We start from the raw sequence: 13070 nt of genomic DNA, 5'->3' as shown, positions 1-13070 counted from the left end.
CGCGGATATGATTTCAGACAAGTCGACCCCCTCGGCCGGACCCGCGGTTCGCATCGAAAATCTCGACAAATATTACGGGACGTTCCACGCGCTGCGAAAGGTGAATCTGTCCGTCGAGCGCGGCGAGAAGATCGTCGTCTGCGGCCCATCCGGCTCCGGCAAGTCGACCATGATCCGCTGCATCAATCGCCTGGAGCAGCACAATGGCGGTCGCATCACGGTACTCGGAACCGAGCTCAACGACGATGTCGGCAATATCGACGGGATCAGGCGGGAGGTCGGCATGGTGTTCCAGCACTTCAACCTGTTCCCGCACATGACAGTGCTGGAGAACTGCATGCTGTCGCCGATGATCGTGCGCAAGCAGCCGCGGGCGCAGGCCGAGGCAACCGCACGGCGCTATCTGGAGAAGGTGCGCATTCCCGAGCAGGCGATGAAGTTTCCCGGCCAGCTTTCCGGCGGCCAGCAACAGCGGGTGGCGATCGCGCGGGCGCTGTGCATGCAGCCACAGATCATGCTGTTCGACGAGCCGACCTCGGCGCTCGATCCGGAAATGATTTCGGAAGTGCTCGACGTCATGGTGACGCTGGCTTCCGAAGGCATGACGATGATCTGCGTCACGCATGAGATGGGCTTTGCCCGCCGGGTCGCCGACCGGGTGGTGTTCATGGATGGCGGCGAGATCGTCGAGGAGGCGCCACCGGACGAATTCTTCACCGCGTCCCGCAACGAACGCACCCGACAATTCCTGTCGCAGGTGCTGGGCCATTGAACGGCATTTTTGAAGATGCAAGGTTTGAAGCAGCACACATCTTCAGGTATTTCCATGACTGATCCCACAGCCGCACTGCGCGCGATCCTCGGACCGAAAGGCTGGCTTTCGGGCGCCGATGCCGTGCCATACCAACGCGATTGGCTCAACCGCTACGGCATTGCACCGCTTGGCGTTGCGCGGCCAGCCACCACCGCTGAAGTGGCTGCGGTCATCGCAGCATGCCGGGAGGCCGGACTGGCGGTGGTGCCGCAAGGCGGCAACACCGGGCTTTGCGGTGGTGCCGTCGCGGAGCAGCCGAACGCAGTGATCGTCTCGCTCTCGCGTATGACGGCGATCGGCGAACCGGATCTCGACAGTGGATCGGTCGTCGTCGAAGCGGGCGTCGTGCTTGCCGCGCTGCACGAGGCGCTGGAACCGCATGGCCTGATGTTYCCGATGCATCTSGGCGCCGAAGGCAGCGCCMGGATCGGCGGCCTGATCGGCACCAATGCCGGCGGCAGCCAGGCTTTCCGATAYGGCATGATGCAGGATCTTGTSCTCGGCCTCGAGGTCGTGACSCCKGAYRGCGCGGTGTGGGACGGGMTGCGCGCGGTTCAGAARGACAATGCCGGCTATCAGYTGCGCAAGCTGTTCTGCGGCGCGGAAGGCACGCTCGGCATCGTCACGCGCGCGGTGCTGCGGCTCTATCCCACGCCAAACCAGCAGGCGAGTGCGCTGCTGGTCATGCCCGACTTTGCCGCCGCCGTTTCGTTCGGCGCCTTTCTGCGCGGCGAGGCCGGCGAATTTCTGACAGGCCTGGAATTCTTCAGCGATGTCGGCCTGACACTGGCGCTCAAGCATCTGCCTGATCTCACCTATCAGTTGGGGACACGAGGCGATGTCTATCTCCTGGTTGAACTGGCTTCCGGCTCGCCCCGCGTTCCCCTGGACGAGATCCTGAATTCGGCATTGGAATGGGGCATGGAGCAAGGTCTGATCCTGGATGGCGCGCTGGCGACATCGGGCGCGCATCGAGCGCAGTTCTGGCGGCTGCGCGAGGAGCAGCCTGAGGGGCAGCGGCTGGAGGGCGAACAGCTCAAGCACGACATCTCGGTGCCGCCGGGCGCGATCGCCCGCTTCATCGAGGCCGGCGCCAAGCTCTGCCAGGACATTCTGCCCGGCGTGCGGATCAACCCGTTCGGCCATCTCGGCGACGGCAACATCCACTACAATCTGTCGCCGCCGGAGGGCCGTACTGATTTCGACGGCAAGGCCRGACAGTTCGCCGAGGCACTGTCGGTGCTCGCCACGGAGATGGGCGGCAGCTTCGCGGCCGAGCATGGATTGGGTCGCGCCAAGATTGCTCTGGCCGAGCGCAATCGCGGCGCGGTGGAGCGGGAGCTCATGGCGCGGCTGAAGAGTGCGTTCGATCCGCTGGGCACGATGAACCCCGGCGTTCTGCTGCTGACTGCTGAGTAAAGAAAAACTTTCGCATAAACGGCATTTCTTGATTTCGCCCCGCTCCGACGGCGTGCAGGTATAAATCCGAAAGGCAGGCCGGATCCGCTTGCCGCCAGACCGAGGATGTCGAAAACATGATCCGCAATGGCGGCCGCCTTCTTGTCGAATGCCTGATCGCGCTCGGCGCGACCAAGAGCTTCGGTGTGCCTGGCGAAAGCTATCTSGCCGTTCTCGACGCSCTGCAYGACACGCAKGGMAGGCTGGACTATGTGCTTTGCCGCAATGAGGGCGGCGCGGCATTCATGGCCTCGGCCTATGGCAAGCTGACGGGATCGCCGGGCATTTGTTTCGTGACACGCGGCCCGGGCGTTACCAATGCCAGCATCGGCGTCCACACGGCCATGCAGGACAGCTCGCCGATGATCCTCTTCGTCGGCCAGGTCGGCACCGACATGAAAGGTCGCGAAGCCTTCCAGGAGATCGACTACCGGGCCGTCTACGGCACGGTCGCCAAGTGGGCGGTCGAGATCGACGATGTCTCGCGCCTGCCGGAAATCGTCGCGCGGGCCTGGACCACCGCCCTGACCGGACGGCCCGGCCCCGTGGTGGTCGCCCTGCCGGAAGACATGCTGACCACCCTGACCGAGGCCGCCCTGCTCAGCGGGCCGCCCGCGATTTTCGAGCCGGCGCCGAGCCCGGATGCGATGGCTTCGGCACTCAAGCTACTGGCGGCGGCCGAGAGGCCGGTCCTGCTCATGGGCGGCGCCAACTGGACAGAGGATGGACGCACGGCGCTGCAGGCTTTCGCCGAGGCCTCCGACATCCCGGTAGTCGCGGCCTTTCGCTACCAGGACCAGTTCGACAATCATTCGCCGGCCTTCGTCGGCGAGGCTGGCGTCGGCATGGTGGCGCATGTCAAAAACCTGATCCGCGACGCCGACGTGATCCTGGCCGTCAATGTGCGTTTCGGCGAGATGACCACGGACGGCTATACGCTGCTGTCGGTGCCGCAACCGCGCCAGAAGCTGATCCATGTCCATGGCTCCGACCGCGAGATCGGCAAGATCTATGTGCCGACGATTGGCATCCATGCCGGCCCGAACGCCTTCGCCAAGGCGCTGACGCCGGTCAAGGGCGGCTGGGCGGAATGGCGCGCGGCGGCGCGCAAGGCCTATCAAGGGACATTCGCGGCACCCGTCCAGCCCGGCCCGGTGGATATGGTGGCGGTCAGCGCCTGGCTGCGCGAGACCTTGCCCGCCGATGTCATCCTCACCAACGGCGCCGGCAATTTCACCGTGTGGCCGAACAAGTTCTTCAAGTTCGGGCCGCGGGCGCGGCTGCTCGCGCCGCAATCCGGGGCGATGGGCTACGGCCTGCCGGCGGCAATCGCGGCGAAGGTCGCATTCCCGGAGCGCACGGTTGTCTGCTTTGCCGGCGACGGTGATTTCCAGATGAACTGCCAGGAACTCGGAACCGCCATGCAGGCGGGGGCGCAGCCGATCGTGCTGATCCTCAACAATGGCATTTACGGCACGATCCGCGCGCATCAGGAGCGCCACTATCCGGCACGCGTCTCGGGAACCTCGCTCGAGAATCCGGACTTCGTGGCGCTGGCGAAGGCCTATGGCTTCCATGCCGAGCGGGTCGAATCCACCGGGGATTTCGCAGCCGCCTTCGGCCGCGCGCTCGCCTCGGCGACGGGCGCCGTTCTCGACATCGCCATCTCGCCCGAAGCGCTGACGCCCCGGCAGACCCTTTCCCAGATGCGCGAAGCCGCGCTCGCTTCGCAGAAGGCCAAGGCATGACCTCAGGAATCGACGACATCCGTCTTGGCGCTGATATAGGCGGCACGTTCACCGACATTGCGCTTGAGCTCAAGGGAACGCTGTTCTCCACCAAAGTGCTGACCAATTATGCCGCGCCCGAGCAGGCGATCCTCGACGGCATCGCCGTCGTCACCCGCGATGCCGGCATTTCGCCCGCCGAGATCGGCATCATCATCCACGGAACGACGCTCGCCACCAACGCCCTGATCGAACGCCGCGGCGCCAAGACCGCGCTGGTCACGACAGAAGGTTTTCGCGACGTGATCGAGATGCGGACGGAAAACCGCTTCGAACAATATGATCTGAACCTGCAGCTGCCGACGCCACTCATCCCGCGCGAGCACCGCTTCACGGTCAAGGGCCGGATCGGCGCCGAAGGACAGGAACTGCAGCCGCTCGATGAAGCCGCCCTCGAGGAGATTGCGGAGCAGATCGCGGCCGGCGACTTCGGCTCGGTGGCGGTCGGCTTTATCCACGCCTACACCAATCCGGCTCACGAGTGCCGTGCGCGTGAGATTCTTTCGCGCAAACTCAGCATACCGATTTCGATCAGCGCCGAAGTGTCGCCGCAGATGCGCGAGTTCGAACGCTTCAACACGGTCTGCGCCAATGCCTATGTGCGGCCGCAAATGGCCGACTATCTCGCCCGCTTCCAGACGCGGCTGAAGGAGATGGGCGCCGAATGCCCGGTCTTCATGATCCATTCGGGCGGCGGCCTGATTTCGGTGGAGACGGCTTCGGAATTTCCCGTGCGCCTAGTCGAGTCCGGCCCGGCCGGCGGCGCCATCTTCGCTGCCGATATCGCCCGACGCTTCGGCCTGGARAAGGTCGTCTCCTAYGAYATGGGCGGCACSACCGCSAAGATCTGCCTGATCGAGGACTWTGCGCCGCGCACGGCSAGRACMTTCGAGGTGGCGCGCACCTAYCGCTTCTGCAAGGGCTCGGGCATGCCGATCTCTATTCCCGTCATCGAGATGATCGAGATCGGCGCCGGCGGCGGCTCCATCGCCTGGGTCGACGCCATGGGCCGTATCCAGACAGGGCCGGAAAGTGCAGGATCGGAGCCGGGGCCTGCCTGCTACGGCCGCGGCGGCAAACGCCCGGCGATCACCGACGCCGATCTGGTGCTGGGCAAGCTCGACCCCGACAATTTCGCCGGCGGCGCGATCCGGCTCGACACGGCGGCCTCCGAACAGGCGATCCTGCGCGATGTCGGCGAGCGCCTGTCGCTCGATGCCATGTCGACGGCCTTCGGCATCTGCGAGGTGGTGGACGAGAACATGGCCAATGCCGCCCGCGTCCACGCCGTCGAGAACGGCAAGAATATTTCCGACAATCTGATGATCGCCTTTGGCGGCGCTGCTCCCCTGCACGCGGCAAGGCTCTGCGAAAAACTAGGCATCGAACGCTGCATCGTGCCCAAGGGCGCGGGCGTCGGCTCGGCGATCGGTTTCCTCAAGGCGCCGTTCGGCTACGAGGCGCTGGCGTCGAAGCTTACCCGCCTGTCGCGCTTCAGGCCGGCCGAGATCAATGCCTTGCTCGGCGACCTCAAAGCATCAGCCGAAAGCTTCGTGCGCAGCGGCGCCAGCGGCAGCATCACCTGCGAGATCACCGCCTTCATGCGCTATGCCGGCCAGGGCTGGGAAATCCCGGTGCCGCTGCCGGACAAGCCGTTCGGCGACGATGCCTCCACACGACTGAAGGACCTGTTCGAGGCGAACTACCAGCGCTTCTTCGGCCGCGCCATCGAAGGGCTCGACGGGCYGGAGATCGAGATCGTCACCTGGTCGGTCAAGGCGACGGATATCCGGCCCGATGTCGCCAGGCATGAACTCACGGCAGGCACTCGAACCAGCCAGCCGGCCACGACCCGCGCGGTGTTCGATCCGGCAAGCGGCGAGCCGCAAACCTACGGTATCGTCGAACGCGATGCGCTGTGCGCCGGCGATTGCGTCGCCGGGCCGGTGGTCATCGTCGAACGCGAGACGTCCACCGTCGTCACCACCAGCTTCGATGCCGTCATCCAGAGCGACGGCGCCATCCTTCTGATCCGCAAAGGCAGCCAGTCATGAGCGACATCAGCGACATCCGCATGCAGGTGATGTGGAACCGGTTGATCTCCGTGGTCGAGGAGCAGGCGCTGACCTTGCTGCGCACCGCCTTCTCGACCTCGGTGCGCGAGTCCGGCGACCTGTCGGCCGGTGTCTTCGATCCGCGCGGCCAGATGCTGGCGCAGGCGGTGACCGGCACGCCCGGCCATGTCAACACCATGGCCGAGGCCGTGCTGCATTTCATGAACGAAATCCCTCGCGACACCATGTTCGAGGGCGATACTTACGTCACCAATGATCCCTGGCTGGGTACGGGCCATCTGCACGACATCACCATGGTGTCGCCGTCCTTCCTGAACGGTGAGCTGGTGGCCTTCTTCGCCTGCACGGCGCATGTCGTCGATGTCGGCGGACGCGGCTTTGGCGCCGACGGCAAGTCTGTCTACGAGGAAGGCATCCAGATCCCGATCATGAAGTTCGCGGAAAAGGGCAAGGTCAATCTCGACCTCGTCAGGATCCTGCGCGCCAATGTCCGCGAGCCGAACCAGGTGGTCGGCGATTTCTATTCGCTCGCCGCCTGCAACGAGGTCGGTCACCGGCGCCTCGTCGACATGATGAAGGAGATCGGGCTCTCCTCGCTCGACGGGCTCGGCGACTTCATCTTCTCGCGCACACGCGATGCCATGCTCGAGCGCATCAAGGCGCTGCCGAAGGGCAGCTGGTCGAACGAACTCGTCACCGATGGCTATGACGCACCGGTCAAGCTGGCGGCAAAAGTGTCGGTCCGCGACGACCATGTCGAGGTCGATTTCACCGGCACCGACCCGATGAGCCGGTGGGGCATCAACTGCCCGATCATCTACAGCAAGGCCTATGCCTGCTACGCGCTGAAATGCGTGGTGGCSCCSGACATCCCCAACAACGCCGCCTCGCTCGCCTTCTTCACCGTGACGTCGCCGGTCAACATCCTGAACGCAGTGCGGCCGGCGCCGGTGGCGCTCAGGCACATCTTCGGCCACATGGTCCCCGACCTCGTGCTGGGCGCGATTGCTCAGGCGATGCCCGGCAAGATCCTTGCCGAGGGCGCCGGCGCGCTGTGGAACATCCACATCTCGGTGCGGCCGGTCGCGGGCGGCCAGGGTCGGCGCGCCGAAGTGCTGATGTTCAACTCCGGCGGCATGGGTGCGCGCCCCGGCCTCGACGGCCTGTCGGCGACGGCCTTCCCTTCGGGCGTGCACACGATGCCGATCGAGGCGACGGAGCATACCGGGCCGATCGTCATCTGGCGCAAGGAGCTGCGGCCGGACTCCGGCGGCGACGGCGAATTCCGTGGCGGCCTCGGACAGGTGATCGAAATCGCCCCGATGGAAGGCCATGAGTTCGACTTCTCGGCCATGTTCGACCGCGTCAACCACCCTGCCCACGGACGCAATGGCGGCGAGCCTGGCGTCGCCGGCGTGGTCAAGCTGGACGACGGCACGCAGATGCGGCCCAAGGGCTGGCAGCATGTTCCGGCCGGCCGGCGGCTGATCCTGGAATTGCCGGGCGGCGGCGGCTATGGCGATCCGGCCAAACGCAGCACCGAGGCGCGGGCGAACGACCGTTCCAAGGAATACATTTCGGAGAACGGCAAATGAGCTACATTGCCTCGCGCCTGTCGGCGGTGAAGCCTTCGGCTTCGATGGCGGCCTCGCAAGCCGCCAAAGCACTGCGCGCCAAGGGCGTCGACGTGATCGATCTCGGCCTGGGCGAACCGGATTTCCCGACACCCAGCCACATCATCGATGCCGCCCATGTCGCGGCCAAGGCGGGACAGACGCTCTACACCGGTGCTGCCGGCACGGCCGAGGTGCGCGAAGCCATTGCCGGCAAGTTCCGCCGCGAAAACGGGCTGGATTACGCGGCCGACGACATTGTGGTGGCCAACGGCGCCAAGCAGATCATCTTCAATGCGCTGATGGCAACGCTGGAGAGCGGCGACGAGGCGATCCTGCCGGCGCCCTATTTCGTCTCCTATCCGGAAATGGTGAAGCTGCTCGGCGGTACGCCCGTCGTCGTCGAGTGTCCGGAGACATCAGGCTTCCGGCTGACGCCGGACGTGCTGGAGAAGGCCATCACGCCAAGGACGAAGTGGCTTTTCCTCAACATGCCGGGCAACCCGTCCGGCGCGGTCTATTCGGAAGCTGATCTCAAGGCACTGGGTGCGGTTCTGGCAAGGCATCCGCAAGTCCTGATCCTCTCCGACGAGATCTACGAGCACATCCTCTTCGATGGGCGCGAATTCGTTTCCTTCGGCAAGGCCTGCCCGGAACTCAAAGAACGCACGCTGATCGTCAATGGTGTCTCGAAATCCTATGCGATGACCGGCTGGCGTGTCGGCTATGCGGCCGGACCGGCGCCGCTGGTGAAGGCGATGTCGACCATCCAGAGCCAGTCCTGCACCTCCGTCTGCTCCATCGCGCAGGCGGCGACGGTGGCCGCGCTCAACGGTCCACAGGACGAAGTCGCGCGCTTCCGGCAAGCGTTCGAGGCGCGCCGTGATCTGGTCGTCGATGGGATCAGGAAGATCAATGGCCTCGCGCTGTCACCGCCGGACGGCGCCTTCTATGCCTATATCAGCTGCGCCAGCCTGATCGGCCGCAAGACTCCGAAAGGCGTTGTGCTCGAGGACGACACGGCGGTGGCAAACTATCTCTTGAACGAAGGCCGCGTGGCGTCTGTGCCGGGTGCCGCCTATGGACTTTCACCCTATTTTCGTATCTCGACSGCGACCAGCGAAGAGGTGCTGACCGAGGCGATCGCGCGGATCAACGCCGCCGTCGCGCAAGTGGAGTAGATGATGCCGCATTACGACCGTATCCTGATCACCGGCGCTGCCGGCCGCCTCGGCTCGGAACTGCGCAAGGGGCTGGTGCCGCTGGCGAAGACGATCCGCCTGGCAGGACGTGAGCCGTTCGGCGATCTCGCGCCGCACGAAGAAGAAGCGGTGTTCGATCTCGCCGACATGGAGGCGACGATCGCCGCCACCAGGGACTGTGACGCCATCGTGCATTTCGGCGGCGCGCCGCTCGAATGCGAATGGCAGACGATCCTCGATTCCAGCATCCGCGGCTCCTACCACATCTATGAAGGCGCCCGGAAACACGGCGTGAAGCGCGTCATCTACGCCTCCTCGGTGCATGCCATCGGCTATCACGAGGTCGAGGCGCATATCGGCGTCGACGCGCCGGTGCGCCCCGACAGCCTCTATGGTGTCTCGAAGAATTTCGTCGAGAGCCTGAGCCGGCTCTACTGGGACAAGTTCGGCATCGAGACGGCGTGCCTGCGGATCTTCTCGTCCTTCCCCGAACCGGCGGACCGCCGCATGCTGTGGTCCTACCTCTCCTTTGCCGACTGCGTGCGCCTGGTCGAGGCAGCGCTTGTTGCGCCGCGCGTCGGCCACACGATCTCCTTCGGCATATCCGACAACAAGTTGAAGATGGTCGACAACAGCGGCGCCGACCATCTGGGTTTCATCCCGCAGGACAGCGCCGAGCCGTTCCGCGCCGCCGTGGAAGCAAAGACCCCCATTCCCGATCCGAAAAGACCGTCGGTAAAATATCTCGGCGGCTGGTTCTGCGAGCTTGGCCATCCGGACGACAAGCCCGCGTGACAACAAGGCGATGCGCCGTCACGCAATCGGAACAGGCGCGTCGACTTCAATGAGACCGGCCCGCTTGAGATCAGCCCACAGCGCTGGGGGAATATCCTCTCGCAGATAGGCCAGATTCTGCTTCAACTCCTCGACTGAGCGGGCGCCTGGAATGACGCTCGACACCAGCGGGTGGCCGAGCGGGAACTGGAGTGCGGCCGCTGGCAGCGAGACCTTGTGGCTGGCGCAGACGGCCTCGATGCGGCGGACGCGTTCGAGCACCGGCTCGGGTGCTGGCCTGGTGTTGAAGGTGGCGCCCTTGACGGCGCCCGTTGCCAGGATGCCGGAATTGTAGGGGCCGCCGATGATGATCCTGGTGCCGCGCTGCTCGCAGAGCGGCAGCAAGGTCGCCAGCGGTTCCTGTTCGAGCAGCGTGTAGCGGCCGGCAAGCAGGAAATAGTCGAACGCGCCGGCGACGACGAAATCGGACAGCATCTGCCATTGGTTGATGCCGACGCCGACCGCCTTGATGACGCCTTGCGACCGCAGTTCGTCGAGCGCCGGATAGGCGCCGTCCATGGCTTCCTTGAAGCGGCTTCTGGCATAGGGATCCTCGCCGGGGCCGAAATGGATGGCTTCGTCGGGATCGTGGATCGAGACCATGTCGACATAGTCGGTGTCCAGCCGCTTCAGCGTGCCTTCAAGCGAACGCATCACCGCATCGCGTGAATAGTCGAACTCGGCACGGAACGAACCGGGCTGGTCCCACAGCGCCGGCTTCAGCTCTTCGGGCGGGATCGGCACGAGGTCGTAGCCGATCTTCGACGAGATGACGATATCGGCACGTGGCAGCGACTTGATGGCGAGGCCCAGACGCGTCTCGCTGACGCCGAAGCCATAGACCGGTGCGGTATCGAAATAGCGGATGCCATTGTCATAGGCCGCCTGCACTGTCTTCACCGCTGCATCGGTATCGACGGCGCGGTACATGTTGCCGAGCCCGGTACCGCCGAGCCCGATCGTCGTCACTTTCAGGCCGTTCTTCGCCACAGCCCTGAATTCGATTTCAGCCATTTTCTCTTCCTGTGATCCCTGCTGTCCATCCTGCCGGCTCAAGCGGCGGCCTTCTTGTCGCTGCGACCGCAAACGGCCCGTCTTGGAACCGGCGCCGAAAAAGCATTGACACAAAAGTTGTCATATAACAATGTAACCAGACGACAAAGGTGGGCATGCCCGCAAAACGAAGAGGGAGGAACGCATGGACGACGACACGAAAAATCACATCGAGATGGTGAATGCCGCCATCTCCAGGCGCAGTGCTTTCGCACTGGCAGGAAAACTTGGCCTTGGTGCAGCAGGCCTCGCCAGCGGACTGGCAGGCGCCGGTCTGGCCGGCGGCATCAGTGCGGCCAGAGCAGCCGATTCATCGCCCGGCCTGCCGAAGAAGCCCTACAAGTTCCACTTCGTCTGCCATGTGACGCTGGACCAGTTCTTCACGCCGACCGTCTACGGCATCCAGGATGCCTGCGCCGCCTTCGGCTGCAGCTACCAGTGGACGGGGTCGCAGAAGAACGTGGTCTCCGAAATGGTCAGCGCCATGCAGACGGCGATTGCGCAGAAGTCGGACGGCATCGCCGTCTGCCTGGTCGACCCGACGGCTTTCGATGCCGCCACCGACATGGCAGCCCAGGCCGGCATTCCGGTTGTCGCCTTCAACGCCGACGTGCCGGTCGGCAGCCCCAACAAGCGGCTCTCCTATGTCGGCCAGCCGCTCTATCAGTCCGGCTATAACTCGGCGCTGAAGTGGCTGAAGCTGATCCCCAAGGGCGGCCACGTCATGTTGTCGATCGGCGTGCCGGGCTCGCTCAACACGCAGCCGCGCCTCGACGGCTACATCCAGGCGATCAAGGACAGCAACAGCGGCGTCACCTACGATGTCGTCAACACCGGCCCGGATCCGGCAACGGAAATCTCGCGCGTCGAGAGCTATTATCTCAGCCACAAGACCGTGAACGGCCTGTTCGGCACCGGCGGCTCCGACACCTATGCCTGCGGTTTCGTGTCCAACAAATATGGGTTGGTGAAAGCCGGCGGTGCGGTGGCCGGCTTCGATCTGTTCCCGCAGACGCTGGACTTCATCAAGGCCGGTGATGTCAACTTCACCACCGACCAGCAGGCCTACCTGCAAGGTTTCCTGCCGGTGCAGCAGATGTATCTCTACAAGCTGTCGGGCGGCCTCGTCGGCCCGGCCAACAGCGACACCAGCCAGGCTTATGTGACCAAGGACAATGTCGACGCCTATGTCGGCAAGTCCCGCTTCGAGGGTCGCAGCGACGTCGAACCGACCTGACACGGTCAACCCCGTGAAACGCCTGCCCTCGCCGCGTCATTTCGAATGATGTGGCGGGGGCAGCGACGGCTGCCGGTCCGGCTGTTTTGCCCCGTCGCCGATCCGCTTCTTCGCCCATAGCCCGAAATCAGGAAGACAAGAGTGCCGCCCACAGAAACCAAGCTAGCGAAGAAGAGCGCCGTCGGCGTCAAGGTCCCGCACACGATGACGGAAAGGCTGCTGATCCTTTTGTCGCGCTATCGCGAGGCCAGCATCGCCGTCGTCGCCATCGTGCTCGTCATCTATTTCCAGTTCGGCAGCGATGGCGGTTTCCTGTCGCCGCAATTCATGAGCGTCGTGCTGCGCGACACCGGCCGGCTCGGCTTGATCGCCGCAGCCGAGGTGATGCTGATGATCACCGGCGAGATCGATCTGTCGCTCAGCGCCATCTTCTCGATCGCGCCCTATGTCATGGCACTGCTGTCCGTCACCTATGGCGTGCCGCTGGCCGTCGGCGCGCTGATCGGCGTGCTGATCGGCATACTGGTCGGCGCCATCAACGGCATCATCACCGTGCGCTTCAAGGTGCCGTCGCTGATCACCACGGTCGGCATGCTGTTCTTCCTGCAAGGCATCGTCGTCTCGATCTACAACAGCCAGCCGATCGTGGCGCCGGTCGAGCAGCCCTTCAACGCCATCTTCGGGCAAAGTCTCTACCAGCCATCGGACGCGCTCCTGTCCTGGCACGGCATCACGGCGTTCACGCCCTTCCTGTGGGCGGTGCTGGTCGTGCTGGTGCTGGCGCTGGTGCTTTCCCGCACCACGTTCGGCCTGCACACCATTGCGACGGGCTCCAACATCATCGGCGCCCGCGAGATCGGCGTGCGCACCGACCGCATGAAGATCTACAATTTCATGATCGCCGGCGGCTGTGCGGCCTTTGCCGGCATCATCAACACCGCCCAGTTCACCTCGGCCGACCCGCAGGCGGGCCTGTCACTGATACACATCTCCGAGC

General features: G+C 64.4%; 10 protein-coding genes. 9 read left to right on the top strand and 1 reads right to left on the bottom strand.

Annotation, left to right across the window (positions count from 1 at the left end):
• Positions 1–7 precede the first annotated feature (7 nt).
• The 7 genes from AC1DX0_RS10085 to AC1DX0_RS10055 all read left to right on the top strand — a co-directional run bounded on the left by AC1DX0_RS10085 (position 8) and on the right by AC1DX0_RS10055 (position 9744).
• Positions 8–772, top strand: a complete 765-nt coding sequence (locus AC1DX0_RS10085) for an amino acid ABC transporter ATP-binding protein (RefSeq protein WP_477220842.1) — start codon at positions 8–10, stop codon at positions 770–772.
• Positions 773–826: 54 nt separating this feature from the next.
• Positions 827–2233 (top strand): FAD-binding oxidoreductase, encoded by a 1407-nt coding sequence (locus AC1DX0_RS10080; RefSeq protein WP_477355209.1) that lies wholly within the window; start codon positions 827–829, stop codon positions 2231–2233.
• A gap of 116 nt (positions 2234–2349) precedes the next feature.
• On the top strand, positions 2350–4020 hold the full coding sequence (locus tag AC1DX0_RS10075; RefSeq protein ID WP_477355206.1) for a thiamine pyrophosphate-binding protein: 1671 nt from the start codon (positions 2350–2352) through the stop codon (positions 4018–4020).
• Positions 4017–6113: a hydantoinase/oxoprolinase family protein gene (locus AC1DX0_RS10070; protein ID WP_477355203.1), complete on the top strand. Its 2097-nt coding sequence runs from the start codon at positions 4017–4019 to the stop codon at positions 6111–6113. The genes AC1DX0_RS10075 and AC1DX0_RS10070 overlap by 4 nt, the downstream gene beginning before the upstream one ends.
• Entirely contained in the window at positions 6110–7729 is a 1620-nt protein-coding gene (locus AC1DX0_RS10065) for a hydantoinase B/oxoprolinase family protein (RefSeq protein WP_477220838.1), read from the top strand. Before AC1DX0_RS10070 ends, AC1DX0_RS10065 begins: the two co-directional genes overlap by 4 nt.
• Positions 7726–8928: a pyridoxal phosphate-dependent aminotransferase gene (locus tag AC1DX0_RS10060; protein WP_477220837.1), complete on the top strand. Its 1203-nt coding sequence runs from the start codon at positions 7726–7728 to the stop codon at positions 8926–8928. Before AC1DX0_RS10065 ends, AC1DX0_RS10060 begins: the two co-directional genes overlap by 4 nt.
• A 3-nt stretch (positions 8929–8931) precedes the next feature.
• A complete protein-coding gene (locus AC1DX0_RS10055) occupies positions 8932–9744 on the top strand; it encodes an NAD-dependent epimerase/dehydratase family protein (protein WP_477220836.1) in 813 nt (270 codons plus the stop codon).
• Between the two features lie 18 nt (positions 9745–9762).
• Here the strand turns inward: AC1DX0_RS10055 and AC1DX0_RS10050 are convergent, their stop codons facing one another.
• On the bottom strand, positions 9763–10797 hold the full coding sequence (locus AC1DX0_RS10050; protein WP_477220835.1) for an aldo/keto reductase: 1035 nt from the start codon (positions 10795–10797) through the stop codon (positions 9763–9765).
• Between the two features lie 184 nt (positions 10798–10981).
• Here AC1DX0_RS10050 and AC1DX0_RS10045 point away from each other — a divergent pair, with 184 nt between their 5' ends.
• Together AC1DX0_RS10045 and AC1DX0_RS10040 are read left to right on the top strand one after the other, a co-directional pair.
• The gene (locus AC1DX0_RS10045) at positions 10982–12073 is read left to right on the top strand and encodes a substrate-binding domain-containing protein (RefSeq protein ID WP_477220834.1); all 1092 of its coding nucleotides are present in this window, start codon (positions 10982–10984) and stop codon (positions 12071–12073) included.
• Between the two features lie 141 nt (positions 12074–12214).
• Positions 12215–13070, top strand: an 856-nt coding sequence (locus AC1DX0_RS10040; protein ID WP_477355200.1) for an ABC transporter permease, incomplete at its 3' end; no start/stop codon positions are given.

This window comes from Mesorhizobium sp. P3_A9 (assembly GCF_056402975.1).
Note: the sequence above shows the minus strand (reverse complement) of the source record. Positions and strands in the feature narration are given on the sequence as shown.

Excerpts from the sequence above, each read along its gene's own strand:
- AC1DX0_RS10085 (WP_477220842.1), top strand. The coding sequence starts at position 8 with ATGATTTCAGACAAGTCGACCCCCTCGGCCGGACCCGCGGTTCGCATC.
- AC1DX0_RS10055 (WP_477220836.1), top strand. The coding sequence starts at position 8,932 with ATGCCGCATTACGACCGTATCCTGATCACCGGCGCTGCCGGCCGCCTC.
- AC1DX0_RS10050 (WP_477220835.1), bottom strand. The coding sequence starts at position 10,797 with ATGGCTGAAATCGAATTCAGGGCTGTGGCGAAGAACGGCCTGAAAGTG.
- AC1DX0_RS10045 (WP_477220834.1), top strand. The coding sequence starts at position 10,982 with ATGGACGACGACACGAAAAATCACATCGAGATGGTGAATGCCGCCATC.